The following is a 26,243-nucleotide window of genomic DNA, read 5'->3' on the forward strand; positions in this document are numbered from 1 at the left end:
GAAGAGACCCTTAAGGCCCAGACTATGCCAATTAGCCTGCGAGACAGGGTTAATCGCGGATTAGGGCTGCATCCGATCAATTCTCCGAAATGGAGACGGTGATCACATCCTTATACTGCCCGGCATAATTGCGCCGAATGTCGCCAAGCGTGACCGCAAGTTCATAGGCGCCACCCGACAGGGTCGCCGGTGGGTTGCGCGTGAGCGCCACCGGTGACCGGAGGTTGATCGGCTGGCCATCGAAGCGCGTGCTATAGCTGATCGGCGGGAGAGTGGCATTTTCCATATGGCGCAGCACCCCGCCATTTTCGGACGACAAGGCAACGGTCACGCTGCCGTTCGACCAGATATTGACGAATACGCGCTCGCTCTGCCCGCTATGCGCTTCGCCGAAATTGATCGACGCGGGCGCCATCGAGAGCGGACCGCCGCTGCCCCTGGCGGCCGCGCCGGAAATGTTCATTTCGATCCGTGCCGGCACCGCAACGTTCAGGCTGGCATTGGGACTGATCAGGGCCAGTTCGCCATTGGCATCGTCGACCAGGCGCAGCGCGAGGTCGGTCCGATACAGACCGCGCGGCATGATCTGCTGCGCCGGTATGATGATATGGATGCCGACCATGCGCTGCTGCCTCGCCCCGATCGTCAAGGAAAACGGTCCGATCTCTCCGGCTTCGCCGCCACCACCCGCGCCGCCATTATCGACGCGATAGAGCAGCCGGTCAGCACCGGAGAGAAGCGAGCTGCCGCCGGTCGAAGGTCTGGCGAACAGGCGTACGGTGCAAGCCGTATCGCCCGAATTCGAGAGCTCCACGTTGATGTCGGCAACCTCGTTCGACGGCGCGAACGGGTTATAGGTCAGCGAGACCACCGGCGTGACGGTGCGCCCCGTCACCGTGCAAGTGGCCTCGGCCCGGGCGGCGGCGGTGATTGCGACGAGCGCTGCGAGCAGCGAACAGATCTTGATCACGGCTGATAGTCCTTCACGACGATGGTACCGGCATTGACGATCGACGCCGCATCCTCGGCGACGGTCACCGTGGCGATCGGCGCGGCGGCTCCCGCCGGCCGCAGCGAATAGGAGCCGGGCGCAAGCTTTTGCGCCACCAGCCGACCCGTCCTGTTGGTGAAGAACTGGATCGCCTCGCCCTTGCCGGAAACCGGCGTCAGCAACCCGGCGACATAGGGAATGGGGGCTCCCTTGCCGTCGACCAGCGAGGCGATCAGCGTATGCGAGGCAGCCGAGCCGATCTCCCACAGATAACCGCTCGCCGCGCCGGGCAGGATGTCGATCCGGCCGGCACCGATATCGTAACCGGGCGGGAGGTTAGCGACCTTCACCTCGAGCACGTCAGGCTGATAGCCGCGCTGTACCGGAACCAATGCCGGGCCCAGCGCTCCCGTCCTGGCGGCGGGGCCAAGGCTGTAGCGGCTGCTCACCTCGACCTGCGCGCCCTTCAGCGTCGGATGCCCGGCGACGATAGTGAAGCCGCGATCCGCGTCGCGCCCGAGCGCCAGGCGGTCGTCGCTATACCCAATGCCGAAGCTCAGCTGGATATCCGACGTCTGCGTCTTCTGACCGTCGATACTCTGGTAATCATGGACCACCGATGCGCGGAAGCGGTTGAAATAATGTTCGACCACGACGTTCGCGCCGCGCCCGCCGTCCTCGCGATAAACCGACGCCTCGGCGCTGGTCTGCCCCAGCCCCTCATAGCCGATCAGCGAATAATCGGCGGCGACACGATTGCGCTCCGAATTGTAATTGGTACGCACCGACTGATTGCGGCCAAGCGGGATGTTGAGCGACAGGCTGACCCGGTGATCGGTGCCGCGATCATCCTTGCGATAGCTATAGGTCCCGCTGGTGGAAATCCGGCCGAAACTGCGCGACAGGCCAGCGCTGGCGGTGGTCAGGTCGCCGAACGGATCGCGGCCCTTGCTATAGCCGGCGCCGACGGTGGCATAGAGCTTCTCGCTCAGCGCACGCTGATAACGACCATTGATTTCGTAGCGATAGGTGTTCGGGCGATCGTCGGAAAAGGTCATCGGCGAAAAGGCGGCGGAACGCGTGACGCAGTCGACTGCGAGCAGATTCTGCCGTCCCGTGCTCGACACGCTGTTGAGCCGGTAGCTGATCAGGGCGGAATATTGCAGCTTCTCGACATCGCTGCGATCGAGTGCTCCTTCCACCCCGAACACGCCGAACGGCGTGCCCACCACGGCCTGACCGGTGAACAGGGCATTGGCGCGATCCGCCTGCACGCTGCCGCCGAGCGTCAGCCAGTCGGTCATGCCGCGAACATAATAACCCGAAAACATCGGTGAATGGCGATAGCGGGTGCTGGAGAATTGCGAGAAACTGTCCTGCTGCTGCCCGATATTGGCCGAGAACATCGATACGCCCTGCTCAAGCAGCAGCGTGTCGGAAAAGAATGACAGGTTCAGCGTCTCGCTGCGCCCGCTATCGTCGGTCACATTGAGCTGGACGTCGTTCAGCCCATCGAGAAACGGAAAATCGCGCAGGTCATATTGGCCGGCCGGCAGCGTCAGCGTGCGATACAGCGCACCATTGACCATCACATCGACCCGCGACGGCCGCTCAAGCGTCAGCCCGCCCCGTCCGGCCGGGCGAAGATTGCGATAGGGTTGAATGTCCTGATACGACCGTTCGACGCCGATCCCCAGCAGGTTGGACGAAACCTGATACGACCCGGTCGTTTGCGGATCGAGATCACCGATCGAGAAGCGCACGGCGTTTTCGACATCGTCGTGGAACAATGTCGTGCCGCGACGGAAGATACGGTTATTCTCGCGGATCCCGCCGAGAAAGGTGAGATAGACCCCGTCCTTGCCGCCATAATTGGCAAAGCCGCGCACGGCGAGCAGCGCCGGGTCGCGGTCGATGCCGCCGAACCCGCGGCTATGCTGCAGGCGCTGCGACAAGGTGAACGTCGCGCCGGCCGCGAAGTCGGACGGGTCGGCCGTCGCGGCGAGGCCCAGCGAGCTGCGGTCCTGGATCGAGATGACATTGGTCGCGCGGGCATTGACCGGCAGATCAAGTCGCAACTGCAGCCCGGCCAGGTCGAAGATCAACGGAATATCGTCGCTGCGCAGCTCCGCCACCGGCGCGAACGGCCGGTTGGCGATGCGCAGTTTCAGCTTGTCGAGGATCGAGGGCGACACGATCTTTTCGAGCCGGGCGAGCAGCTGAATCGTATCGACCGATGCGTCCCCTGCGGCGTCGGTATCGACCGTCACTTCGCCGGCCGGTGCGCCATTGACCGTCAGGCCGATCGACAGTTTCACGCGCCGGGCGGCACGCACCGGCGCTGGGCTAGTCTGCGGCGAAGCCGCCATCGACCCAGGTACCAGCGGGGTCGATGCGGGCGGCATCGACCCTGCAGTCCTGGATTGCGCGTCTATCGGTCCCGCACACCACATGATCGCGACGGCGCTGGTCGACAACATCAGGGAACGGACAGGGCGCACGCTTTTCGTCCGCGACTATTTGGCGGCGGTTTGCAGCGAGAAGCTCGCCTTGGCCCCCGCGCGGACGAACGCGGCACTGACCGGCAGCTCGATGATGCGGCTGGTTTCGGGTTCGATCAGCGGCTGGGCCAGTGCATTGGACAATGCCTCGCCTTCCAGCGTCTCGACCTTGCCGTCACCACCGGTGAGCGTCCAGACGCCGTTGCGCAGCCGCGCATAACCATTGCCGGAATTCTTCACCTCGATACGCAACTTGGCCGCAGTCACGGCAGGCTTCACGTCCATGATCTCGAGCTGCGGCCTGGCGCCGTCGGGCGACACGGCCGCCAGCGTGCCCATGTTGAACAGGAATTGCACGCCGGTCGATTTCTCGCCGCTGGTGTCGATCGGCAGTTGGACTACCGTGACCACGTAAAGCACCGTCTTCTTGATCGCCGGATCGCCGACATATTGCACGCGAAAGGTCTGGAAGCCGTTGGGCGGAACGATCCCCTGCGGCGGGAAGATCAGGAAATCATCCTCGGCCGGTATACGCTTTTCGCTGCCATCGGGCAGGATCTGCCGGCGCTCGACCTTGAGTTCGACCGGCATCGGCTTGTCACCGGTATTTTCGACCCGCAAATCCTTCGAGGCGCCGCTCCCCGTCGGAGTAAGGTCATAAGCCATCGGCTGGACGCGCACGGCCAGGGCCGGGCTTGCGGTCAACGACATCATGGCGAGCGCCACGATCAGGCGCTTCAACTTACTCTTCACGGTCGGCTCTCCCCCCGGGAAAATCAGTTCGGGGTGATTTCTATGGTGATGACATCGGTATAATCGCCGGCGACCAGCCGCCCCGGCACAACCGGTATCGTGATGCTCAGCATGCCCGACGTTCCGGTGACGGACGCCGATCCGCTGATCCGCGAGACGAGCGGCGCGGTGAGCGTCGTGTCCGCAATCGCGATCGAGACGTCGCCGTCCTGCGACAGGCGGTAACCGATCCGCTGATCGCCGCGCACCAGCGCGCCGCCGTTCAGCGAAGAGACCTGCCTGGTAAATCCGTTGGTGTCGTTGCAGCGATAGATCACCGGCGTCATCGACTGCGCACCGCGGATGTCGAGGCTGACGATCGCCGATGGCGACGCGACCTCGACCGTGCACACCGGCGCCACCACCCCGTAGATCACAGTAGTGGCGGTCGCTGAAGGCTGGACCTGGGCCGTCACGATGGCGGCCATTGGCAGGAAGAACAGCGGCACCGGCAAATTCCTGGTTCAAAAGGTAGAGGGCGGCCCGAAGGCCGCCCTCTCGCCAACTCAGTTCGCGGTGAGCGTGAACGAGATGGTGTCCTGATAGGTGCCGGCATAGGCCGGGCCGTTCGGTGCAGCGACGTTGACCGACATTGCAAACGTGGTCGCATTGATCAGGGCAGCATTGCCGCCGAGCTGCGCGCTGTTGATCGAGGTGGTGCCGTTCAGCGGAACCGCACCGAAGCCGCCGAGGGTCAGCGTGTACGGATACTGGGTCGCGCTCACGCCGTTCTGATCAGCCAGATGGCCGTTGTGCAAAGAAGACACCGAACCGGTGAAGCCAGCCGCGTTGTTGCACTGTGCCGTCACGTCGCCGACCGCTGTCGTGCCGCTGAGGTTGATGGCCGTCGTGCCAGGTGCCGAAATGGTGCAAACCGGCGCGACCTGGGCATAGATGGTGGTGTTCGCGGTGTTCGCGAGAGCAGGCGTTGCCGAGACGATGACCGAAGCGGCGGCTACAATAAGAATCTTCTTCATTTTCGTACTCCAATAGATCATGAAATTATAGCATCGGAACATCCGAGCTATTTTATTTGGGCATAGCCAGCCGTTCGAAGAAGCGACCATTCTTCGTCAACTGCGTCATGATGTGGTGTTGGGTTATGCCAAGCCGTTAATAGCTTTTTTAGTTCGTCGCCGAACCATTCCCCCGCCACTCCCCGTCACGAGCCTCCCGACTCGTTAACGCCTTCTTAAGGCTTGTCTTGGGGAAGCGGCAATCTGGATCTTTCATGACCCCCATAGATTTCCTTACAATTATTGGCACTATATGTGCCAAAATTGCACGCTGCAGGAGTGAGTCGGAACCCTTTCAAATCTTTTGAGGATTCTTGATCTGGCGCAGGGACACTAGGGTTAAACTGCCATATTGGATGTTTTGGCCGACATCGGCCGCGACTCGGGGGAGGCGCTCGAAATGACCATCACGGCGCTCGGTCAGCGCGGCACCAGCGAGTCCCATTTCCTTGAAGCATCACTGCTGCCACCAGGCATGATCGTCCGATATGAACAGCCCGGCGTTGAGCTGATCGATCATATCACGGGCTATCATGTCTACGGCGCGAGCGGCGCCGCAGCGATGAACCAGATTGACTGGTTTCTGCCCGGTACCGCCAATATCCGCGTTACGTTGAACGCCGGCCCGATCGAGATCGGTATCGGCCGCCGCATCTTCTCGCCCCTGCCCGAGGCGAGCCTGTTCGGCCCCACCAGCCGCGCGATCAGAGCCACGACCAATGGCGGCGTGATGATTGGTATCGGCGTCAGTGCACTGGGGTGGGCGCGATTGTCCCGGCGATCCGCGGAAGATTTCCACAATCGGGTGGTGCCACTGTCGGAAGCGATGGGGGACGGCTTCTCGAATCGGCTGACTCAGGAACTGCGAGGCTCGGAAGGTGGGCCGATGGTCAAACCGCTGCTGGACGCCCTGTTGCTGCCGCTGCTGGGCCTGGCTCATCCCGACGAACCGCTGATCCGCGAATTCGCTGCCTTGCTGATGGTCGAAGGCGTGATCGATGTCGCCATCGTCGCGCGTCGGCTGGGCATTTCGACCCACAGCTTGCGCCGGATTGCGACGCGCTATTTCGGATTTGTCCCAAAGGTCCTGCTGATGCGCGCGCGGTTTCTGCGCTCGCTGATCAAGCTGATGACCAGTACGGACCGGCGCGATTACTCGGCCATCGATCCCAGCTATCATGATGCGTCGCATTTCCTGCGCGATGCGAAGGCGTTCCTCGGCATGACGCCGCGCCGCTTCCTCTCGCTGGAGCGGCCGTTCCTGGATGCCAGCATTCATGAACGGGCGGCAGTGCTGGGGTCCGCTACTCAGGCGCTGCATGACTTCGACCTTGCCCGTGAACGGCTCGGGACTTCCGGACGGGCGATCTAGCGCGTTCGAACAGGCTGTCCGCTTGTGCGACGGGGTTGGCCTTGGCCCTCAGGCAGATGACGGATCATTGGCGGCCCCGGACAGTCTGCGCGTCCAGCCCATGTTCGGCACTGAAACACACATGCCCTGGATCCAGCTCCATCAGCAGAATCCGTTGTTTCGTCATGAGCATGGCTCCTTGTTTTTGGTCAGGCAGCCGGCACCTGACGCAGGATCGCGCGGGTCACCCACACGATGGGCAAGGCGAACACCAGGATATGCACCGCGACCCCGATGACGACAGCGATGGGTGTGGCCGGCGGCGTCTGCGCGCGCGATAACGGTACGACGATGAGGTTCATGACCAGATATGTCGCCACCCCGAGACCCGCCGCGCCCATCCAGAGATTGCTCCACAGCAGGGGCCAGCGCTGAGCCAGGAGAATAAACGCGAACGCCACGATGATCGCGATCAGCAAATGAGCAATGGCGCCCAGGACCATCATGGGGGCGCCGCCACCGAACGCCTGCCCCGGCCCAACCAGACCGCTGGCGATCGATTGCAAAATGGTGGCCGGTCCGCGCCGGAACATCAGGCAGGCCGCACCGATGTCCAGCACGCCGCCCAAGCCGCCACCCGCTACCGCCGCGAGGATCAGCGCGCCCAAAGGTCCGGCATCACCGGGTAATTCTCCTGCAGTCATGAGCAATTCCTCGAACGGAGTGAAGCGACGCTGTCGCCAGGGATTGGTATAAATAGAATATATAGATCGATCTATCTATTTTTATATAGCAAACCTGCGCCCGACTCAGCGGGCATTAAATCCAGCTCTTAACATCTGATATATTACGATATTATAGAATGACCCGCCAAAACAACGGCCTGAGATATGTTACACGACCGGTGTAACATATCTCACCCTGCCCCGCCTGCGATCAGAGCGCCGGCCGCGATTCAACCATCACACAGGATCGGGCAGGGCGTCGCTTGACGGATCGATACCGGCGCGCTCTTTCTGATTGTCGAAACCAGCATTGTCACATAACCTCAGCCGCCATGCAGAGGTTTGGTCCCTAGCGTTCGCCTGCCAGAGCGCGCTCCAACGCGAGATCAACCATCCCTCCCGCCGATACCAGCGGCTCGCCCGACGCAAGCGTACGGCTCAGGATGATCGCACCCTCCAGGCTCGACAGGACAAAGTGCGCGCAGACCGCGGCCTTTGCCGGTGGCAGGCCGGCCCGGCCAAGCGGTTCGGCGATGAGTTCCAGCCAGTCGGAAAACACTGTCGCGCAGGCCGATCGCACTGCCTCGACGGTGCTCGCCACGTCGATGGCGGTCGAGGCGATCGGACACCCGTCACGATAATCGGACATTTTCAGGACCTGAACTTCATTGGCGAAGATGCCCTGGATCGCCCTGCGCGGATCGCCGGCTCGCTCGAACGCGGCCTTCATCCGCTCACCATAATGCTCGCCTGCATACAGGATCGCCTCGACCGCCAGCTGCTCTTTGCCCCCGGGAAAGAAGTGATACATCGATCCCCACGGCGCGCCGGCCTCGGCAACGATCTGCTTGAGCCCGGTGCCGGCATAGCCCTGGGCGCGAAAAAGTTCTCCAGCCGCCCGCAGGAAACGGATCTTGGTCTCGTGTGTCGCCATGGCCGTCGCGTTGCTCCTGTATAGAGCGATCTATAGACCATCACGCCGATTTGCGCAGCGCATGAAAGCAGATATCGCTCGCGGTCGCGCATTCCCTCGCTATTAACCACAGCATGTGTGTCCTTGCCCTTGCTTGGAAAGCGCATCCTCGCTGGCATCTCGTGATGGCGGGCAACCGCGATGAGCTGCACGCGCGCCCGGCAGCGCCGTTAGCAAATTGGGGTGCCCCTCTGCCGCTGATCGCAGGGCGTGATTTGCAATCGGGCGGGACGTGGCTGGGGGTTTCCGAGCAAGGCCGCTTCGCCGTCGTTACCAACCTCCGTGGGCACGGCATGCCCCGGGCTGACCGGTCGTCGCGTGGCGCACTGGTCACTGACCTCCTTGCTGCTGCGGGGGAATATGCAGATCCCGACCGGGCGCTGCTCTCCGACTTCAATCCGTTCAACCTGATCCTCGCCGACCAGCACCGGGCGATGTTCCTGTCGAACCGGCCCGAGTCGGTCCGCAGCCTCCTCGCTCCCGGACTCTATGGTCTGTCCAACGGCACACTCGATGAACCCTGGCCCAAGACGCTCCGTCTCAAACAGATCCTGCTCGACTGGATCGTCCAGGATGCGACCGAGCCGGCCGGATTGCTCGATGGCCTGGGTGAGGACGCGCTCCCCGCAGCCGGCCTGAATCCGGCGACCCCGTCCGACGTGCCGCAGGAGCCGCAACTCTCGCCGATCTTCATCCGCAATCCGGTCTATGGAACGCGCTGCAGCACGGTTGTCGCGATCGACAATCGCGGCCAGGGCCAGATCATCGAACGGCGCTATACATCAACTGGCGATGTCTCGGGTGAGACCGCGATCGCCTTTTCCTGGCCGCCGCCTACCCTCAATAAAGCCTTCAAGAGCCTCGCCGAAGGATAGTCACCGCAGCGGCCGCTTCTCCAGCTTTCGCGCCAGCGTTCGGCGATGCATGCCCAGCCGACGCGCGGTTTCCGAGACGTTGAAGTCGCTTTCCGCCAGCGTCTTGTGGATCCGCTCCCATTCCAGCGTCTTGATCGAGGTCTGTCGTACGCCAATCGGCGTATCGACATCGCCGCCGATCTTGCCGAACGCAGCTTCCAGGTCGTCGGTATCGGCCGGCTTGGCGAGATAGGATGTCGCACCCAGCTTGACCGCCTGCACCGCCGTCGCGATGCTGGCATAGCCGGTCAGGACGACGATCACCGTCTCGGGATCATGGCCATGCAATGTCTGTACGCAGGCGAGGCCTGATGCCTGGCCGAGCTTCAGGTCGACCACGGCATAATCCGGCGTCTCCGCGGCCAGCAACCGGTCAAGCTCCGCCGGGTCGGCGGCCAGCGCAACACGGTAGCCGCGCCGCTCGAACGAACGCTGCAGCGTGCGGGCAAAGGCCGCATCGTCCTCGACCAGGAAGAGCAAGGGCTCAGTCGCCATGATCCTACTCCGTCAACGCCAGTGCCGAGAGCGGCAGGTGCAGCACCACTTCGGCACCGCCCCCGAGCCGGTTGCGCGCCTCCATCGTGCCGCCAAGCTTGCGCATCACATTGGCGACGAGGAACAGTCCCAATCCCGCGCCTGCCGTGCGCTTGGTGGAGTTATACGGCCTCCCGATGGCCTCGATCGTCGCTGTGGCAAAGCCGGATCCGCGATCGGCGACCGTGACCAGAAGCATATCGCCATCGCGGGCCAGGCCGATGCGGATCTCCTCGGATGAAGCCTCGGCGGCATTGTCGAGCAGGTTGAAGACCATTTGCTGCAGCACGGTGTCGGAAACGATCGGCACATCGGCCCCAAAGGCGTCGTCATAGCGCAGCCCGGCAAAGCCACGTGCGGCCTGCCAGTCGGCGACGACCCGGCCGAAAAAGGCGCGCACGCTGGTCACGGTCGATGCTTCGCCCCGCGCTTCGCCCGCCGCCAGCAGGATGCCGGTCACGATCGCCTTGCAGCGTTGTACCTCAGCCTGCATCTCGCTGAGATCATGGGCCAGATCGGGATCGCCGGCGATGCCGGGCGCCCTGCGCCAGTCGCCAAGGATCACCGAGAGAGATGAGAGCGGCGTGCCCAGCTCATGCGCGGCACCTGACGCAAGCAGGCCGATGCGGACGATATGATCCTCCTCCGCCGCCTGGCGCTGCATCGCGGCCAGATGTGCATCCCGCGCGCGCAAATTGCGGTTAATGCGCGTGACGAACATCACCAGCAGCACCGCGACCAGCGCGAAGCAGACCCACATGCCCTGCACATGGAGCTGGAAGAGCGAGGTGCGATAATCGTCCGGCAGCACGATCGGCCGGTAGACGATCGTCAAAAGCGCAAAGGCGATACTGGTCACGACCACCACCACCCAGGTGGATCCCTGTTTGAGCAACACCGAACCCAGCACGACCTGAAGCAGGAACAACGAGACGAACGGGTTGGTCGCGCCGCCGCTGAAATAGAGCTGCACCGACAGGCACAGCACGTCGAGCAACAGCGCGACGAGCAAGGCACGGTTGTCGATCGGCCGCCCGGAGCGAAGCCACAGCATGCTGACCGCATTGAGCAGGGCGAGTCCGGCAAGCACGGCGAGCATCGGCACGATCGGCAGCACGATGCCAAAGGCATAATGGGTGAGCAGGATCGTCACGCATTGCCCCGCGATCGCCAGCCAGCGCAACTGCACCAGCTGCAGCATGTTCTGCGATGCGGTGGCGTCGGCCGGGGCGAGCGCCCGGGGAGTGACGAGCGCAGTCATCGCGGTGCCGTGCGGCGATCCGCGCGCAGGAAGACGACAAGGGCACCGGCAACCATCATCGCCAACACATACCATGTGATCGCGTAAACCAGATGGTTGTTCGGAAAAGCGACGATCGTCAGGCCGCCGATCGGTCCACCCGCGGGCGCGGAAGCCGCATCCAGGTCAACGAAATAGGGCGCAACGACACCGAGCTTGCGTGCTGCGGCAATGGCGGCGACGTCGCGCGAATACCAGGCGTCGCGCGCCGGGTCGTTCGAGCGCAGGAAGCCGCCGCCCAGCTCTGTGATACGCAGCAGCCCGGTCAGGGTGACCGGCCCCAGGGACGGCGGCGCGACAGCGCGCGTCGGCACAAAGCCGCGGTTGGCCAGCACGACAAACCCCTGCTCTGTCCGCATTGGCGCCATCACCCACCAGCCCGCGCCATGGACGGTGGCGGCCTGCACCAGCGCCGGCGGTACCGGCAGGAACCGACCGGTGAGCCGGACGCGGCGATATTGCGCGCGCGGGCCATCGATCTCCAGCCAGGCGGCGGGCCCGGGTACAGCGACAGGGGCGGCGTGCACGCGAGCGTCGATCTGCGCGATCAGGTCGCGTTTCCAGGCCAGCCGCTTCACCTGCCAAGTGCCGAGCGCGACCAGCAGAACGATGAGCAGCAGCAGCGCCACCACCCCTGCGGCGACGCGCGCGCCGGTGGCGCGCCGCGTCATTACATCGAGTCCATGGCCTGCGGCATCGGCATCATATTGGCATTCATATGATACATGACCCAGAGCGATCCGCTCAGCGCGATACCGACGATCACTACGGTGAACAGCAGCGCCATCATCGACCAGCCACCCTCCGCCCGCCGGTTCATGTGCAAGAAGAAGATCATGTGCACGACCATCTGCACCGCGGCAAAACCCATGATGATCAGCGCGATCACCGGTTTCGAGAATGGCGTCGTCATCACCAGCCAGAACGGGATCGCGGTCAGGACCGCGGCGAGCACGAAGCCGATGATATAGCCCTTGCGGGTGCCATGGCTTTCCTCATCGTCATGATGGCCGTGCGTGTCGGCGTGGCCGTCGGCGGAGGCGCTCATCGCAGCATTCCCATCAGATAGACAAAGGTGAAGACGCCGATCCAGATGACGTCGAGAAAGTGCCAGAACAGGCTGAGGCACATCAGCCGACGGCGATTGGCCGGGATCAGCCCCTTCATCCTCACCTGGACCATCAGTGTCACCAGCCAGATCAGGCCGAAGGTGACGTGCAGGCCGTGCGTGCCGACCAAGGTGAAGAAGGATGACAGGAACGCGCTGCGCTGCGGCCCCGCCCCTTCGTGGATGAGATGCGCGAACTCGTACATCTCGATTCCCAGAAAGGCGAGACCGAACAGGCCGGTGACCGCCAGCCAGGCTTGCGTCCCCCGCACCTTGCCCTCGGTCATCGCCAGCATCGCGAAGCCATAGGTGATCGAAGAGAAAAGCAGCATCGTGGTGTTGAGCGCGACCAGCGGCAGGTCGAACAGTTCGCGTGGCCCGGGCCCGCCGGCATAGCTCGCGCCGAGCACGCCGTACGTCGCGAACAGCATCGCGAAGATCAGGCAGTCGCTCATCAGATAGATCCAGAAGCCGAGCATGGTGCTCGAGCCCTCAGGATGGTCATGTTCGTCGACCAGATAGAAGACGTCGCTAGCGTGCGTCTCGGTCATCGTCGCGCTCATGCTGCCGCTCCCGCCGCGAGCAGTCGCGTGCGCTTGTCCTCGGTCGCGATGACCTCCTCCACCGGGATGTGGAAGTCGCGGCGATAGTTGAAGGTGTGGCCGATCGAGACGGCAAGGATCGCGACGAAGCTGAGCGCCGCCAGCCACCAGACATACCAGATCATGCCGACCGAGAAGGCGACGCTGAGCGCAGCGATGATCACGCCGGTGCCGGTGTTGCTCGGCATATGGATCGCCTTGAACCCCTGGGTCGGACGCACATAACCGCGCTGCTTCATGTCCGCCCAGGCATCGCCATTATGGATAACGGGCGAGAAGGCGAAGTTGTAATCCGGCGGCGGCGAGGAGGTCGCCCATTCGAGCGTGCGGCCGTTCCACGGATCGCCGGTCTCATCGCGCAGCTTCTCGCGGTCGCGGATGCTGACATAGAATTGCATCAGCATCGCGCCGATGCCGATCGCGACCAGCACCGCGCCGAACGCGGCGATGCCGAACCAGATCTGCAGGCTCGGATCTTCGAAGGTGCGCAGGCGCCGCGTCACGCCCATCAGGCCGAGGATATAGAGCGGCATGAAGGCGAAATAGAAGCCGAGCACCCAGAACCAGAAGGAGACCTTCCCCCAGAATTCATTGAGCCGGAAACCGAACGCCTTGGGGAACCAGTAATTGATCCCCGCGAACAGGCCGAACAACACGCCGCCGATGATCACATTGTGGAAATGCGCGACGAGGAACAGCGAGTTGTGCAGCACGAAATCGGCCGGCGGCACGGCGAGCAGCACGCCGGTCATGCCGCCGATCACGAAGGTGATCATGAACGCGATGGTCCACATCATCGGCAGCTCGAAGCGGATCCGCCCGCGGTACATGGTGAACAGCCAGTTGAAGATCTTCGCGCCGGTCGGGATCGAGATCACCATGGTGGTAATGCCGAAGAAGGAATTGACGCTGGCGCCCGACCCCATGGTGAAGAAATGGTGCAACCACACGACATAGGCGAGCAACGTGATCACCGCGGTCGCATAGACCATCGAGGTATAGCCGAAGAGCCGCTTGCCCGAGAAGGTCGAGGTCACCTCGCTGAAGATGCCGAATGCGGGCAGGATCAGGATGTAGACCTCCGGATGGCCCCAGATCCAGATCAGGTTCACATACATCATCGGGTTGCCGCCGAGCGTATTGGTGAAGAACGCGGTGTCGGCATAACGGTCGAGCGAGAGCAGCCCGAGCACTGCGGTCAGCACCGGAAAGGCCGCGACGATCAGGATGTTGGTGCACAACGCGGTCCAGCAGAAGATCGGCATGCGCATCATGGTCATGCCCGGCGCGCGCATCTTCACGATCGTGGCGACCAGGTTGACGCCCGATAGCAGCGTGCCGACGCCGGCGATCTGCAGCGACCAGATATAATAATCGACCCCGACCCCGGGACTGTAGCTGATCCCCGATAAAGGCGGCATGGCGAGCCAGCCAGTCTGCGCAAATTCGCCGACGAACAGGCTCATCATCACGGTGATCGCGCCGGCCGCGGTCATCCAGAAGCTGAAATTGTTGAGGAACGGGAAGGACACGTCGCGCGCGCCGATCTGCAGCGGCACGACATAGTTCATCAGGCCCGTGACCAGCGGCATCGCCACGAAGAAGATCATGATCACGCCATGCGCGGTGAAGATCTGATCATAATGATGCGCGTTGAGATATCCCTCCGACCCGTTGAACGCCATCACCTGTTGCAGCCGCATCATCACGGCATCGGCAAAGCCGCGCAGCAGCATGACCAGCCCGAGGATCATGTACATGATGCCGATGCGCTTGTGATCGACCGTGGTGAACCATTCGCGCCACAAATAGCCCCAGAGTTTGAACCAGGTCAGCGCGCCAAGCAGCGCGATGCCGCCCAGCGCAACGCCGGCAAAGGTCGCGACGACGATCGGTTCGTGCAGCGGCAGCGATTCCAGCGTGAAGCGACCGAAGATCGGGCTGACGGAAGAGGGTGAGATCTGCATTGGAATGGCCAATTAGAGGGCGGGCTGCTTGGGCGGCGCGGCGTGCGACGGCGTCCCATGCGAGCGGTGATCGACATGCGCAGGGTCGGCCGGCGGCGGGCTGCCTGGCGCGGCAGTGGTCAGCGGGGATTCGGGCTCCTTCGCCGGCGGGGACATATGGCTCATCCCCGCCATGCCCGCGTCCTTCATCATGATGTCGGCCATGCACGGCGTGTCGGGCTTGACGCACTGCCCGACCGCTGCATCGAACAGGCCGGGCGCGACTGTGGCGAAGCGCATTACCGGTACTTTCTCGGTCGGCTTTTCGAGCTGCAGGTAGCGAGCGCGGCTAAGTTCGCCGCCGGCCGCCTTGTTGCGCGCGACCCATGCCGCGAAGTCCGCGTCGCTCAGCCCATGAAAGCGGAAGCGCATGCCGGAAAAGCCCGCGCCGCTATAGTTCGATGAGAAGCCCTCATAGTCGCCGGCCTTGTTGATCACGGCGTGGAGCTTCGTCTCCATCGACGGCATGGTGTAGATCATGCCGGCGAGCGTCGGCACGTAGAAGGCGTTCATCACCGAGGATGAGGTGAGCCGGAACATGATCGGCCGGTCGACCGGCGCGGCGAGTTCATTGACTGTCGCGATGCCATATTCGGGGTAGATGAAGAGCCATTTCCAGTCGAGCGAGACGACCTGCACCTCGAGCGGCTTGACGTTCGGCGCAACCTTTCGACCCGGCGCGATGCGCTCGATCGGGCGATAGGGATCGAGCAGATGCGTGCCGGTCCAGGTCACTGCGCCAAGGCAGATGATGATCAGCAGCGGCGCTGCCCAGATGACCAGTTCGAGCTCAGTCGAATGATCCCAGTCGGGCTCGTAGCGCGCCTCCTGGTTCGACGCGCGGTAACGCCAGGCGAACAGCCCGACCAAGGCAAGCACCGGCACGACGATGAGCAGCATCAACACCGTGGCGATGACCACCAGGTTGCGCTGCTGCACCGCGACATCGCCCATCGGGTTCATCACGACCCAGTTGCACCCGCCAAGCAGCAGGAGCACGGCGGTCGCGGCAGACAAGCGGACGATGCGGGAAAGCTTTGGCATGCTCGCCCGCTACGCCTTCGCGCTGCAGCGCAACATTGGACATTTTGTCCAATCCCCAAAACGATCGGATAAGCGCATAAGGGTGCGTGATCGGCATTCTCCACCCGCCGCCCATCAGGATATATCGTTCATGACCGCGCATATCGCCCCGACATCCAGGGCCCCGACATCCGGTACGGCCGAACGCGACGCCCGCGCGATCAATGCGCGTCACGGCGACGTCGCGCCGGGCGAGATCGCCATCGGCGTGATCATCGGGCGGACATCCGAATTCTTCGACTTCTTCGTCTATGCGATCGCCTCGGTGCTGGTCTTCCCCAGCCTGGTCTTCCCCTATGTCGACCGCCTGACCGGCACGGTCTATTCCTTCGCGATCTTCGCGCTCGCCTTCGTCGCGCGGCCGGTCGGATCGCTGGCATTTCTGTGGATCGACGCGGCGATGGGGCGCGGCACCAAGCTGACCGTCGCGCTGTTCCTGCTCGGCGGGTCGACCGCAGCGATGGCATTCCTGCCTGGCTATGAGACGATCGGCATCTGGTCGGCGGTGCTGCTCGCTCTGTTCCGCCTCGGCCAGGGTGTCGCACTGGGCGGCGCATGGGACGGGCTTGCCTCGCTGCTCGCACTGAACGCACCGGCCAATCGCCGCGGCTGGTACGCGATGATCCCGCAACTCGGCGCACCACTCGGCCTGATGGTGGCGAGCGCGCTGTTCGCCTTTTTCGTGACCACCCTGTCCAGTGCCGACTTCCTTGACTGGGGCTGGCGCTATCCCTTCTTCGTCGCCTTCGCGATCAACGTCGTGGCGCTGTTCGCGCGGCTGCGCATCGTTTCCACGCCGCATTACGCCAATCTGTTCGAGAGCCGCGAGTTGCAGCCATCACGCGTGATCGACACGGTGCGCAGCGACTGGCGCAACATCGTGATCGGCGCGTTCGCACCGCTCGCCAGCTTCGCGCTGTTCCACATGGTCACGGTGTTCCCGCTGTCCTGGGTGTTCCTGTTCACGCATCAGGACCCGGCACGCTTCATGGTGATCGAGATCATCGCCGCCGCCTTCGGGGTGGTCGCAGTGATCGCCTCGGGCGTGATTGCCGACCGGTTCGGACGCCGCACCGTGCTTGGCGCATCCGCTGCCGGGATCGCGGCGTTCAGCGGCTTCGCACCGCAGCTGCTCAATGGCGGCGACGCGGGCGAGCTGGCCTTCATGATCATCGGCTTTGTGCTGCTCGGCCTCGCCTTCGGCCAGTCCTCGGGCTCGGTGTCGGGTAATTTCTCCTCCGCGCACCGCTATACCGGCGCGGCGCTGACCTCCGACCTTGCCTGGCTGGTCGGTGCCGGCTTCGCGCCTTTGGTCGCGTTGCTGCTCGCGGCCAATTTCGGATTGCTCGCGGCGGGTGGTTATCTGTTGTCGGGCGCGATCGGCACGCTGGTGGCGCTGGGTATCAACAAGGAACTGGCCGGGCGCTAAGCCGGGTCAGGCCGCGACGGGCAGGAAACCGAGACGGTCGGAATCGGCCGGATCCAAAGCCATCAGCTCATAACCGGCGATTCGCGGGTGAACCGTCTCGACCGGATGACGATGGGTCGCGGTCAGCACCATGACATCCGCCCCCGCCGCCTCCGCCGCGGCAATCCCGGCCGGCGCATCCTCGAACACGAGGCATTCGTCGATCGCAACGCCAAGCCGGTCAGCGGCAAGCAGGAAGCAATCCGGCGCCGGCTTGCCGCGTGCCGCATCCTCGGCCGCGATCAGCAGCGGCGGCGTGGGCAAACCGGCGGCGGCAAGGCGCCGCAGAGCAAGTCCGCGCGGCGCCGATGTGACCACCGCCCACCGGTCCAGCGGCAATGACGCAAGGAAAGCGGCCGCCCCGGGGATCGGCGCGATATCATCGACATCGTCCATTTCCAGCCGGGTGATTTCCGCCGCTTCGGCAACCGGATCGACGCCCGGTAGCCCAAGTCGCCGGATCGTTTCGACCGACTGCACACCGTGAATGGTCGGAATGAAGGTCGCAACATCAAGGCCGTGACGCAGCGCCCAGGCCGTCCAGACCCGCTCCGCCGACGCGATCGATGTCAGGATCGTCCCGTCCATATCGAACAGGAATGCGGCATAGCGCCGCTGAAGCGGTTCGGTACCTGGCACGAATGATGACCTTTCCGGGCGCAAGGAATGCGCCTCCGCGCCGGAGATAGGTTCGCCGGTCGACAAGAACCAGTACCGATCAACATTCAATGGCGGCCACGATGCGAGTCGCAGGCCCGGTTAGCCCCCTGTTCTTTCCGAAAAAAAGCGCACCCCTGTTATGTTGGACATGGAACGCAGATTCCTCGATAATTTACAGTAACTTGGATCGCCCACCCCTGTTCCCGATAACAGGGGTGGCGCCAAGAGATAACAGGGGTCAGGTCACCGCTGTTCCTGCCAAAACAGCGGGGTGAGGCACTCGATATTTTCTTTTCATGTCAAAGAGCGGGCCGGAATACCGACCGGCACTCCTTGCGCCGTCACGCTGTCAGGATCTGTGTCAGGGTTGAATCGGTGCCGGCTCACCCGGCACCGATTGCCCGCTTCACTTTTCCGCCACGGCGCGCCGCACTGGCTGGCCGGTCCGGGTGCCGGTCGGCTTGCCATCCTTCAGCACCAGTCCACCATTGACCCAGACCCGTGAGATACCGACCGACTGGGCCGAGGGGTTTTCGCTCGTCGCGCGATCCGCAACGGTGGCGGGATCGAACAATATCAGGTCGGCGCGCGCACCGGGGCGAATGACGCCGCGATCGGCGAGCCCCATATGTGCCGCGGCCGCGCCGGTCATCTTGTTGATCGCCTGTTCGAGCGTCAGCAGATGCTGTTCACGGACATATTGGCGCAGCACGCGCGTAAAGGAGCCTGTGCCGCGCGGGTGGCGGTCGTTGAGCTGACCGTCGCTGCTGATGTTCGAGGACGGCCAGGCGATGAGCTTGCCGACATCGTCGGCGCGCATGCTCGTGCCGATCACCATTTCCTCCGCACCGGGCACCTGCGATTCAGCAATCAATTGCATCAGCGCGACGGCCGGATCAATACCGCGCTGCACCGCGACCTGGGCCACGGTCTTGCCGACCAGCTTGCGGTCGGGGCTGAACTCCGAGAGCAACAGGCCGTCGGCCGGCGCCAGATGGTCGAGCGCGAACTGTGCGCTCTCGCGATTGGCGAAATCGCGCTTGGGAAACATGACCGTCAGCGTCGATTGCCAATATTCATACGGATAGACGTCGCCGGTGATGTTCACGCCCGCGGCGCGCGCGCGGTCCATCACGCCGAGATAGCGATCCGCCTGCCCCCACCAGTCGGTCATGGCGAGTTTCATATGCGAGACCTGCACCGGCATGCCGGTCGCGCGCCCGATCTCGACGATCTCGTCGAGCGCCGCCCAGATATACTGATCCTCGCTGCGGATATGGCTGATATAGCGCCCGCCACTCCTCGCTGCCTCTTTCGCAAGCGTCAGCACCTCGTCCTTGGTGGCGTAGATGCCGGGATCATATTCGAGCCCGGTCGACAGGCCGAGTGCGCCGGCCTGCATCCCGGCGCGCACGATCGCGCGCATCCGATCGATCTCGGCAGCGGTGGCAACGCGCTTGTAATTCTTGCCCAGTACCTGGGCGCGGATCGAATTATGCCCGACATAGGAGGCGATGTTCACCGCGACCGGCGTCTTCGCCATCCGCGCAAACAGGCGCGGCAAGGGCAGTTCCGATCCGCCATCCTGCCCGACAATGATCGTGGTGATGCCCTGGCTCGTTACCGGCAGCGCGTCGGGCTGTTTGAACAGCCCATGGTCGTGATGGCTGTGCGTGTCGATAAAGCCCGGCGACAGGACCTGCCCGCTGGCATCGACCACCTGTTCCCCCGCGAGCGGCTTCAACTCGCCAATCGCGACGATCCGGTCGCCCTGAATCCGTACCGATGCAGGGCGCGCCGGCGCGCCGGTGCCATCGACCACGCTGGCGCCAGTGATCAGCGTCGATTTCGATGTCTGCGCGCCAGCGGTACCGGCCGGCGCCGCGAGGATCGCAGCCATCACCAAGACGCGGCCACATGACCGGTATAGTATTTCGACGCAACGGCGCCCGGCGCCAATCCTGCCCGTTTTCATGTTCCTGTTCCCCCTGGCCTATTCGATGATCATGAACTGGGACACCTTGTCCCCAGGCGCGATCGCGAGATGCGCTTTCATGGTGCGACCGCCGAAGGACACAGCGTAGCTGTAGTTGATGTCGTCGCCGAGCTCGTGCCGTTCGGTGAGCTCCACCTTGGTCAACGGGCCCAGTTCCTTGAGCCTTGGTCCGAAAAACTTGTTCGCCAGGTCCGCAAAGCCTTCGCCGGCGAGCGGCACGTCCTGCTGGCGCAGCGTGCCGCCACGGACCGCCTCGATCAATGTGGTGAGGCGACGCTCTGCCGCTGGTTCCGGCGCCGGGCGTGGACCGGTTGCGACAAGCTTGCCGTCCCACAGTTTGGCAATGCCATCGACAAAGGTGTCGAGCTTCGTATTCGCCGAATTGGTCAGCAGGATGATCGAGAGATCGTCGCCGAGATAACGCGAATAATAGGTGCGGAATCCCTGCCAGGCCCCGCCATGATGATAGCGCGGATGCCCGCCTGCCTGGTCAATCCGCCAGGCGAAGCCATAGGGATAGGTCTTGCCGCTGTTGAGCTTTACCGGGGTGTAGACCTGCTGCCAGCCGGCGCTGCCGATCACAGCGCCCTGTTCGACGCCGCGCGCCCAGGCGATCATGTCGTTGAGCGAGAAATAGAGCGATCCATCCGCCGTGGCATTGAGCGACGGCGAGACAAAGTCCTGGTTCTTCAGTGCGCCTTCGACCAGCTGATAGCCGGACGCGCGATGGGGCACGATATCGGCGTCGCTGATCCCGCGCGCGGTCTTCATCCCCACCGGCTTGAACACGCGCTGATCGAGGATATCGAGATAGGATTGCCCCGACGCCTTCTTCACCAGGATGCCGAGCAGCGCATAACCGGTATTGCTGTAGTTCCAGCGCGCGCCGGGCACGAAATCGAGCGGCAGCGCATAAGCCTGCTTCACCAGTTCGTCATCGCTATAGTCGCGGCGATAGTCGAAATCGGGTTTGTAATTGGCCACGCCCGAGGTGTGAGTGAGCAGGTGCCGGATGGTGATAGGGCGCCAGCTTGTGGGCTCATCGGGCAGATATTTGCTGATCGGATCGTCGAGTCCGATCTTGCCCTGCTGAACCAATGTCATGACCGCCACGGCGGTGAACATCTTGCCGACCGAGCCGGACTGGAAGATCGTGTCGGTGGTTACCGGCACATCATGCTCGACCGTCGCTTTGCCGAAGCCCTTGGCGACGATGATCTCACCCTTGCGCAATACCGCCACCGCGACGCCGGGCACTTTTTCAGCCCGCATCTCGGATTCGACAAAGGCATCGAGTTGCTTGCGAAATGTTTCCGGGTCAGGCGCGGCCATCGCCGGCGCCGCGACTAGGACCGTTGCCAGCGCGCTTAGAATCGTAACCTGCTTCAACATTGCCCTATCCCCTTTGCGGTTTTTATTGCTGTTCGATTGGCTCAAGCGTGAAGGCCGGCCGACGCGCCGCTGTGCGGACCGCCCCATAGGTCGTCGGGGCACCAGATCATGCCGTCGCCATATTGAGCGCCCGGCACGCGATCGCGCCGCAGCAGCACCGGGCCATCGAGATCGACGACATCGCAGAACTGACCGACGATGAAGGCAGGCGCCATGGCAAGCGACGTGCCGAGCATATTGCCGACCATCACCCCCATGCCTCGAGCGCGCGCGGTGTGGACCATGGCCAGCGCCTCGGTCAGGCCACCGCATTTATCGAGCTTGATATTGATCACCGAAAACGCGTCCGACAGCGCCTCGAGCGAGGCCAGCCCCTGCACGCTCTCGTCCGCGGCAAGCGGTATCGGCGAAGCGAAGGAAGTGAGATCGGCATCGAGATCCACCGACAGCGGCTGCTCCACCAGCGACACGCGGGCGTCGACCAGCACCGGCATCAGCTTTTCGAGCCCGGCCAGGGTGAAGCCGCGGTTGCCGTCGACACCAAGCCAGACATCGGGCCGCGCCGCGCGCACCGCGCGCACCCGTTCGGCGTCGAGGCCGTCGCCAGTGAGCTTGAGCTTGATCGCGCGGGCATCGGCAAAGGCCAGGGCGCGCTCGCCAACCAGGTCGGGCGCATCCGCACCGATCGTCCAGGTGGTAAGGCACGGCTTGGGCCGGGTCACGCCCGCATCCTGCCAGGCCGGGCGCCGTGACCGGGCCCCTTCCAGATCCCACAGCGCGCAGTCGAGCGCATTGCGGGCGCCGCCGATCGGCAACAGCGACTGCAGACGCGTACGATCCATGCCGCCGGCAAAGGCGGATCGAACTGTTTCGATTTCGGCGGCGATGCTGGTCGGCGTTTCGCCAAGATAATCGACGCCGGCGGCTTCCCCATAGCCTTCATGTTCGCCATCGCGAACCACCGCGACGACCAGGTCGATCTCGGTATAGGTACGCCCGGTGATGCGGAACGGATTGGCCAATGGCCATGTCTCGACACGGACTTCGATATCCATCGTTGCACTCCGGATTGGACGACACACCGGCCAGCGCCGGGCAGAAAAACTCAGTCGAAGGTTTTGGCGATGTGCGCGACAAGCGCGCCCGCACCGGTTGCAACCGGATCGAAGCAGGGCAGCCCGAAGCGGTCTGAAATGGCTTGCAGATGCGCCACGCGCGCTTCCGCCGGCAGGACCCGCGTGTTGATGCTGATGCCGGCGCAGCGCACCATCGGGTTGGTCAGGCGCGCCATACCGAGATTGGTCTCGATGCACTCGGCGAAATCCGGCAGCGCGAAATCGGGATAACCGTCGACATGAGTCCGACCGGCTGCGTGGCACAGGATGATCGCATCCGGCTGCGAGCCGTGCATCAGACCGAGCGCGACCCCCGCATAGGCGGGATGGAACAGCGACCCCTGCCCTTCGATGACGTCCCAGTGATCCGTCTCATTGTCGGGCGAGAGCGTTTCTGCCGCTCCCGCAACGAAGTCGGAGACCACCGCATCGATTGGCACGCCCTGCCCCGCGATCAGGATACCGGTCTGGCCGGTCGCGCGGAAAGTCGCCTTGAGCCCTGCCGCCGACATATCGCGCGCGATCGCCAGCGCAGTGTATTTCTTGCCGACCGCGCAATCGGTGCCGACCATCAGCATACGCCGGCCGGTCCGCTTGCGCCCCGATCCGACGGCATAGCGCGTGCCGGGCGTGCGGACATTGAACAGCGCCGCGCCCGAGGCGCGGGCTGCTTCGGCGATTTCAGGCACGCTTTCCAGTCGCGCGTGCATTCCGCTGGCGACATTCAACCCCGCCTCCAGCGCGGCGACGATCGGCGCAACCCATTCAGGCGCAATCGCGCCGCCAAAGGGCGTGATGCCGATCACCAATGTCTCAGCGCCGGCGGCATGTGCCTGTCCGAACGCCAGGTCCGGGAGCCCCAGATCGATGCCGCAATCAGGCAAGCGCCATTGCCCGGCGCATCGCTCAGGCGCCCAGTCGACCAGTCCGTATGCGGTCTTGGCATCCAGCGGATCGCGCGCCGCCCCCAGGAAGAGGAGATATTTTCCAGGGATGATCATCCGGTTCGGTCTTTCCTGCGGCAATTGGGCACGGCCGGCTATCCGGCTCTGGCTTTATAGTTATAATTATTGCTAGAAGTGTCAACTGACATAAAAATAACATTCAGCCAATGACAAACCGGGAGGCATGCGTGATGACCACACCGATCCAATCTCCATCCGAATTTCCGCCGGCGCCACCACACGTGCATCAACGAGGGCAAGCATGAAACCGTTCGAGCGCAAGGCGATCGCGGCGCTGCAGGGTGATCGGGCAGGACATGGCGAGGGGCTATCGCGCAATATCGGGTTGTTCGCGCTGACCTGTTTCGGCGTGGGCAGCACGGTGGGCGCCGGCATCTTCGTGCTCACCGGAACCGTCGCTGCGCAGCATTCCGGACCAGCGGTGGCGCTTTCCTTCCTGATCGCCAGCGTCGTCTGCCTGCTTGCCGGGCTCTGCTACGCCGAACTCGCCGCGATGATGCCCGTCACGGGCAGCGCCTACTCGTACAGCCATGCATCAATGGGAGAGGCAGCGGCCTGGATGGTCGGCTGGTGCCTGCTGCTCGAATATCTCTTTTCCGGGACGCTCGTCGCGATCGGCTGGTCGGCCTATTTCCAGTCGGCGCTGCATGATCTGGGTGTCGGCCTTCCTGCCCTCTTCACCCAGGCGCCCTTTGCGCTCTCACCGCATCGCAATCTGGTCGCGACAGGGGCGATCGTCGATCTGCCCGCCGTGCTGCTCACGCTCTTTTGCACGACACTCCTGCTGCGTGGCACCGAATTCTCGGCACGGGTCAACAATATCATCGTCGTCGCCAAGATCGGCGCGATGCTGCTGGTCGTGGTGACGGGCTTCGCCTTTGTCGACCGTGCCAACTGGACGCCCTTCATCCCCGACAATACGGGCGTGTTCGGGCGCTTCGGCTGGTCGGGCGTGATGCAGGGTGCGGGCGTGCTGTTCTTCGCCTATGTCGGCTTCGATGCCGTCTCGACGCTGGCGCAGGAAGTCCGCAATCCACAGCGCACCGTTCCCCGCGCGCTGCTCGCCTCGGTGGGCGTAACGACCTTGCTGTACATGCTGGTCGGCCTGGTGATCACCGGACTGGTCAGCTACCGCCTGCTCGATGTCGCCGACCCGGTCTATGTCGCGCTCAACAGCGTGGGCGCGGGGCTTGTCTGGACCAAGGTGATCGTCGGCTTCGTTGCGATCGCAGGGCTGATCTCGGTGCTGCTCGTCACGTTGCTCGGACAAGTGCGCATCTTCTACGCCATGGGGCGCGATGGCCTGCTGCCGGCGGCGTTCACGCGGGTCCGCGCGGCATCGCACACACCGCAGATCGGCACGCTGGTAACCGGCGCCATCGCCGCACTGGCCGCCGGTCTGCTGCCGCTCAGCCTGTTGGGCGAGTTGATTTCGATCGGGACATTGTTCGTCTTCGTGACAGTCGCGGTGAGCGTGATCATCCTGCGCCGGCGTGAACCGCAGGCGGCGCGTCCGTTCCGCGTGCCGCTCTATCCCTGGACACCGGTCCTCAGCATCGCTGCCTGCCTGTATCTGATGTGGACCCTGCCGGGGGACACCTGGGTCCGGCTACTGTTCTGGCTGGTGATCGGCGGTGCGGTCTATATTCTCTACGGCCTGCGGCGACGGCGGAGAATGGGCTAGGTCGGAGGTGCCTCTTCAGGCCCTTCCCCGGCGAAGGCCGGGGTCCAGGCGAGGAGCACCTGCGGTGACGTGAGACGCCAGTTTACTCCTGTCTTCCAACTGGACCCCGGCCTTCGCCGGGGAAGCAGGGAAATTACAGATCTGAAGGAGAGTATGGTCGGCTATGACCGGCCAGGCTTGCGCTTGGCCGAGCTGCCGACATGCCCTGTATGCGCCTGATAGAGCTCCGACAGACGTTCGAGGCGTTTTTCCACCTTGGTGCCGAGCATGCCGATCACGTCATTGACCAGCAGATTGACCGCACAGCCGAGTGCAACCTGTGAGCTCCAGAACAGCTCCACCTCCGTCGGCACGGCGATGACGTCATTGGTGAATTTGCGGATCCAGTCGCAGAATTTGTCGGTCAGCATCACCACCGGAATGCCTTCACGGCTGGCCCGTGTCGCCAGTTCATAGGCCTGTTCCGAATAGCGCCGCATATCGACCAGCACGAGGCATTGATCAGCGGGATCGGCGGCGAAAATCTCGTGATAATTGCCGGCCGTGGTGTCGACGATGCTGACGCCCTCGCGCGCATATTGCAGCAGATGGGCCAAGGTCGCCGCGACACCGCGCTCGGTCTGGAATCCCGCGACATGCACATGGCGGCTGTTCGCCAGCAATGCGACCACCCGTTTCCACGTCTCGCTCTCGGCCATTGCATAGACTTCGATGATCCCGGCCAGTTCGAGCTCGAGGCTGCGCTTATCGCGGCCACTCCCGTCGCGCGCGCCAACGAATTCGGTCACTTGATCACCGACCAGCCAGGGCACGCCCGACATGGTCATGCGCAGCCCGGCCTTGAGCTCCTTGAAGTGGCGATACCCCATCATGCGCGAGAAGCGGCCGACCGTGGTCGCGCTGACCTGCAGCTTCTCGGCGATCGAATTGGCCGACTCGAACGCAATCCCGCCGCGATTGGTGAGGATGAAATTGGCGATCGACCGCTCCGCGGGCGTGAAGCTGTCGAGGCGATCCTCGAGCCGCTTCAGCAGATCGTGCGACGTGTCGGCATCACCTGGCACTGA

24 protein-coding genes are annotated in these 26,243 nt (G+C 63.6%); 4 read left to right on the forward strand and 20 right to left on the reverse strand.

Features of this window, described 5'->3' with window-relative positions; all coding sequences use genetic code 11:
• Positions 1–76: 76 nt before the first annotated feature.
• The 5 genes from H3Z74_RS12945 to H3Z74_RS12965 all read right to left on the reverse strand — a co-directional run bounded on the left by H3Z74_RS12945 (position 77) and on the right by H3Z74_RS12965 (position 5,261).
• Entirely contained in the window at positions 77–970 is an 894-nt protein-coding gene (locus H3Z74_RS12945; RefSeq protein ID WP_187760070.1) for a hypothetical protein, read from the reverse strand.
• On the reverse strand, positions 967–3,360 hold the full coding sequence (locus H3Z74_RS12950; RefSeq protein WP_187760071.1) for a fimbria/pilus outer membrane usher protein: 2,394 nt from the start codon (positions 3,358–3,360) through the stop codon (positions 967–969). Before H3Z74_RS12950 ends, H3Z74_RS12945 begins: the two co-directional genes overlap by 4 nt.
• A gap of 147 nt (positions 3,361–3,507) precedes the next feature.
• Entirely contained in the window at positions 3,508–4,245 is a 738-nt protein-coding gene (locus tag H3Z74_RS12955; protein WP_187760072.1) for a fimbrial biogenesis chaperone, read from the reverse strand.
• A 23-nt stretch (positions 4,246–4,268) separates the two neighbouring features.
• Positions 4,269–4,733, reverse strand: coding sequence for a hypothetical protein (locus tag H3Z74_RS12960; protein WP_187760073.1), 465 nt, complete (start codon positions 4,731–4,733; stop codon positions 4,269–4,271).
• A 57-nt stretch (positions 4,734–4,790) separates the two neighbouring features.
• Entirely contained in the window at positions 4,791–5,261 is a 471-nt protein-coding gene (locus tag H3Z74_RS12965) for a hypothetical protein (protein WP_187760074.1), read from the reverse strand.
• Positions 5,262–5,700: 439 nt separating this feature from the next.
• Between H3Z74_RS12965 and H3Z74_RS12970 the strand changes: the two genes are divergently transcribed.
• Positions 5,701–6,672, forward strand: coding sequence for an AraC family transcriptional regulator (locus H3Z74_RS12970; protein WP_187760075.1), 972 nt, complete (start codon positions 5,701–5,703; stop codon positions 6,670–6,672).
• Between the two features lie 188 nt (positions 6,673–6,860).
• Here H3Z74_RS12970 and H3Z74_RS12975 read toward each other — a convergent pair whose 3' ends face one another.
• Together H3Z74_RS12975 and H3Z74_RS12980 are read right to left on the reverse strand one after the other, a co-directional pair.
• Positions 6,861–7,355: a hypothetical protein gene (locus H3Z74_RS12975; protein ID WP_187760076.1), complete on the reverse strand. Its 495-nt coding sequence runs from the start codon at positions 7,353–7,355 to the stop codon at positions 6,861–6,863.
• 370 nt (positions 7,356–7,725) lie between these two features.
• Positions 7,726–8,310 carry a TetR/AcrR family transcriptional regulator gene (locus tag H3Z74_RS12980; protein WP_187760077.1) on the reverse strand — a complete coding sequence of 195 codons (585 nt, stop codon included), beginning with the start codon at positions 8,308–8,310 and terminating at the stop codon, positions 7,726–7,728.
• Positions 8,311–8,423: 113 nt separating this feature from the next.
• On the opposite strand from H3Z74_RS12980, the gene H3Z74_RS12985 reads away from it, so the two are divergent.
• Complete coding sequence (locus tag H3Z74_RS12985; RefSeq protein ID WP_187760078.1) at positions 8,424–9,224, forward strand: NRDE family protein; 801 nt, start codon at positions 8,424–8,426, stop codon at positions 9,222–9,224.
• Here H3Z74_RS12985 and H3Z74_RS12990 read toward each other — a convergent pair whose 3' ends face one another.
• The 7 genes from H3Z74_RS12990 to cyoA are packed head-to-tail and all read right to left on the reverse strand — an operon-like array spanning position 9,225 to position 15,857.
• Entirely contained in the window at positions 9,225–9,758 is a 534-nt protein-coding gene (locus H3Z74_RS12990) for a response regulator transcription factor (protein WP_187760079.1), read from the reverse strand.
• A gap of 4 nt (positions 9,759–9,762) precedes the next feature.
• The gene (locus H3Z74_RS12995) at positions 9,763–11,058 is read right to left on the reverse strand and encodes an ATP-binding protein (protein WP_187760080.1); all 1,296 of its coding nucleotides are present in this window, start codon (positions 11,056–11,058) and stop codon (positions 9,763–9,765) included.
• Positions 11,055–11,768 (reverse strand): SURF1 family protein, encoded by a 714-nt coding sequence (locus tag H3Z74_RS13000; protein ID WP_187760081.1) that lies wholly within the window; start codon positions 11,766–11,768, stop codon positions 11,055–11,057. Before H3Z74_RS13000 ends, H3Z74_RS12995 begins: the two co-directional genes overlap by 4 nt.
• The gene (gene cyoD / locus H3Z74_RS13005) at positions 11,768–12,145 is read right to left on the reverse strand and encodes a cytochrome o ubiquinol oxidase subunit IV (RefSeq protein WP_187760082.1); all 378 of its coding nucleotides are present in this window, start codon (positions 12,143–12,145) and stop codon (positions 11,768–11,770) included. Before cyoD ends, H3Z74_RS13000 begins: the two co-directional genes overlap by 1 nt.
• Positions 12,142–12,768 (reverse strand): cytochrome o ubiquinol oxidase subunit III, encoded by a 627-nt coding sequence (gene cyoC, locus H3Z74_RS13010; protein ID WP_187760083.1) that lies wholly within the window; start codon positions 12,766–12,768, stop codon positions 12,142–12,144. Before cyoC ends, cyoD begins: the two co-directional genes overlap by 4 nt.
• Positions 12,765–14,774 (reverse strand): cytochrome o ubiquinol oxidase subunit I, encoded by a 2,010-nt coding sequence (gene cyoB / locus H3Z74_RS13015; protein WP_187760084.1) that lies wholly within the window; start codon positions 14,772–14,774, stop codon positions 12,765–12,767. The genes cyoC and cyoB overlap by 4 nt, the downstream gene beginning before the upstream one ends.
• 12 nt (positions 14,775–14,786) lie before the next feature.
• Positions 14,787–15,857, reverse strand: coding sequence for a ubiquinol oxidase subunit II (gene cyoA, locus H3Z74_RS13020; protein ID WP_187760085.1), 1,071 nt, complete (start codon positions 15,855–15,857; stop codon positions 14,787–14,789).
• 130 nt (positions 15,858–15,987) lie between these two features.
• Here cyoA and H3Z74_RS13025 point away from each other — a divergent pair, with 130 nt between their 5' ends.
• On the forward strand, positions 15,988–17,325 hold the full coding sequence (locus tag H3Z74_RS13025; protein ID WP_187760086.1) for an MFS transporter: 1,338 nt from the start codon (positions 15,988–15,990) through the stop codon (positions 17,323–17,325).
• Between the two features lie 6 nt (positions 17,326–17,331).
• On the opposite strand, the gene H3Z74_RS13030 is transcribed toward H3Z74_RS13025, so the two are convergent.
• The 5 genes from H3Z74_RS13030 to dgcN form a co-directional block, all read right to left on the reverse strand.
• A complete protein-coding gene (locus H3Z74_RS13030) occupies positions 17,332–18,003 on the reverse strand; it encodes an HAD-IA family hydrolase (protein WP_229726557.1) in 672 nt (223 codons plus the stop codon).
• Between the two features lie 427 nt (positions 18,004–18,430).
• Positions 18,431–19,924 carry an N-acyl-D-amino-acid deacylase family protein gene (locus H3Z74_RS13035; RefSeq protein WP_229726558.1) on the reverse strand — a complete coding sequence of 498 codons (1,494 nt, stop codon included), beginning with the start codon at positions 19,922–19,924 and terminating at the stop codon, positions 18,431–18,433.
• Between the two features lie 93 nt (positions 19,925–20,017).
• Entirely contained in the window at positions 20,018–21,412 is a 1,395-nt protein-coding gene (locus tag H3Z74_RS13040; protein WP_187760088.1) for a serine hydrolase domain-containing protein, read from the reverse strand.
• A gap of 41 nt (positions 21,413–21,453) precedes the next feature.
• Complete coding sequence (locus H3Z74_RS13045; protein ID WP_187760089.1) at positions 21,454–22,467, reverse strand: dipeptide epimerase; 1,014 nt, start codon at positions 22,465–22,467, stop codon at positions 21,454–21,456.
• A gap of 50 nt (positions 22,468–22,517) precedes the next feature.
• A complete protein-coding gene (gene dgcN, locus H3Z74_RS13050; RefSeq protein ID WP_187760090.1) occupies positions 22,518–23,528 on the reverse strand; it encodes an N-acetyltransferase DgcN in 1,011 nt (336 codons plus the stop codon).
• Positions 23,529–23,733: 205 nt separating this feature from the next.
• Between dgcN and H3Z74_RS13055 the strand changes: the two genes are divergently transcribed.
• A complete protein-coding gene (locus H3Z74_RS13055; RefSeq protein ID WP_187760091.1) occupies positions 23,734–25,176 on the forward strand; it encodes an amino acid permease in 1,443 nt (480 codons plus the stop codon).
• 161 nt (positions 25,177–25,337) lie between these two features.
• On the opposite strand, the gene H3Z74_RS13060 is transcribed toward H3Z74_RS13055, so the two are convergent.
• Positions 25,338–26,240: a MurR/RpiR family transcriptional regulator gene (locus H3Z74_RS13060; protein WP_229726559.1), complete on the reverse strand. Its 903-nt coding sequence runs from the start codon at positions 26,238–26,240 to the stop codon at positions 25,338–25,340.
• Positions 26,241–26,243: the final 3 nt, after the last annotated feature.

The organism is Sphingomonas alpina, assembly GCF_014490665.1.
GTDB lineage: Bacteria > Pseudomonadota > Alphaproteobacteria > Sphingomonadales > Sphingomonadaceae > Sphingomonas > Sphingomonas alpina.

What these genes read in the sequence shown, in the direction of transcription:
- H3Z74_RS12950 (WP_187760071.1), bottom strand. Translation starts at nt 3,360, where the DNA reads ATGGCGGCTTCGCCGCAGACTAGCCCAGCGCCGGTGCGTGCCGCCCGG.
- H3Z74_RS12965 (WP_187760074.1), bottom strand. Translation starts at nt 5,261, where the DNA reads ATGAAGAAGATTCTTATTGTAGCCGCCGCTTCGGTCATCGTCTCGGCA.
- H3Z74_RS12970 (WP_187760075.1), top strand. Translation starts at nt 5,701, where the DNA reads ATGACCATCACGGCGCTCGGTCAGCGCGGCACCAGCGAGTCCCATTTC.
- H3Z74_RS12975 (WP_187760076.1), bottom strand. Translation starts at nt 7,355, where the DNA reads ATGACTGCAGGAGAATTACCCGGTGATGCCGGACCTTTGGGCGCGCTG.
- H3Z74_RS12980 (WP_187760077.1), bottom strand. Translation starts at nt 8,310, where the DNA reads ATGGCGACACACGAGACCAAGATCCGTTTCCTGCGGGCGGCTGGAGAA.
- H3Z74_RS12985 (WP_187760078.1), top strand. Translation starts at nt 8,424, where the DNA reads ATGTGTGTCCTTGCCCTTGCTTGGAAAGCGCATCCTCGCTGGCATCTC.
- H3Z74_RS12990 (WP_187760079.1), bottom strand. Translation starts at nt 9,758, where the DNA reads ATGGCGACTGAGCCCTTGCTCTTCCTGGTCGAGGACGATGCGGCCTTT.
- H3Z74_RS12995 (WP_187760080.1), bottom strand. Translation starts at nt 11,058, where the DNA reads ATGACTGCGCTCGTCACTCCCCGGGCGCTCGCCCCGGCCGACGCCACC.
- H3Z74_RS13000 (WP_187760081.1), bottom strand. Translation starts at nt 11,768, where the DNA reads ATGACGCGGCGCGCCACCGGCGCGCGCGTCGCCGCAGGGGTGGTGGCG.
- cyoD (WP_187760082.1), bottom strand. Translation starts at nt 12,145, where the DNA reads ATGAGCGCCTCCGCCGACGGCCACGCCGACACGCACGGCCATCATGAC.
- cyoC (WP_187760083.1), bottom strand. Translation starts at nt 12,768, where the DNA reads ATGAGCGCGACGATGACCGAGACGCACGCTAGCGACGTCTTCTATCTG.
- cyoB (WP_187760084.1), bottom strand. Translation starts at nt 14,774, where the DNA reads ATGCAGATCTCACCCTCTTCCGTCAGCCCGATCTTCGGTCGCTTCACG.
- cyoA (WP_187760085.1), bottom strand. Translation starts at nt 15,857, where the DNA reads ATGCCAAAGCTTTCCCGCATCGTCCGCTTGTCTGCCGCGACCGCCGTG.
- H3Z74_RS13025 (WP_187760086.1), top strand. Translation starts at nt 15,988, where the DNA reads ATGACCGCGCATATCGCCCCGACATCCAGGGCCCCGACATCCGGTACG.
- H3Z74_RS13035 (WP_229726558.1), bottom strand. Translation starts at nt 19,924, where the DNA reads ATGGCTGCGATCCTCGCGGCGCCGGCCGGTACCGCTGGCGCGCAGACA.
- H3Z74_RS13040 (WP_187760088.1), bottom strand. Translation starts at nt 21,412, where the DNA reads ATGTTGAAGCAGGTTACGATTCTAAGCGCGCTGGCAACGGTCCTAGTC.
- H3Z74_RS13045 (WP_187760089.1), bottom strand. Translation starts at nt 22,467, where the DNA reads ATGGATATCGAAGTCCGTGTCGAGACATGGCCATTGGCCAATCCGTTC.
- dgcN (WP_187760090.1), bottom strand. Translation starts at nt 23,528, where the DNA reads ATGATCATCCCTGGAAAATATCTCCTCTTCCTGGGGGCGGCGCGCGAT.
- H3Z74_RS13055 (WP_187760091.1), top strand. Translation starts at nt 23,734, where the DNA reads ATGAAACCGTTCGAGCGCAAGGCGATCGCGGCGCTGCAGGGTGATCGG.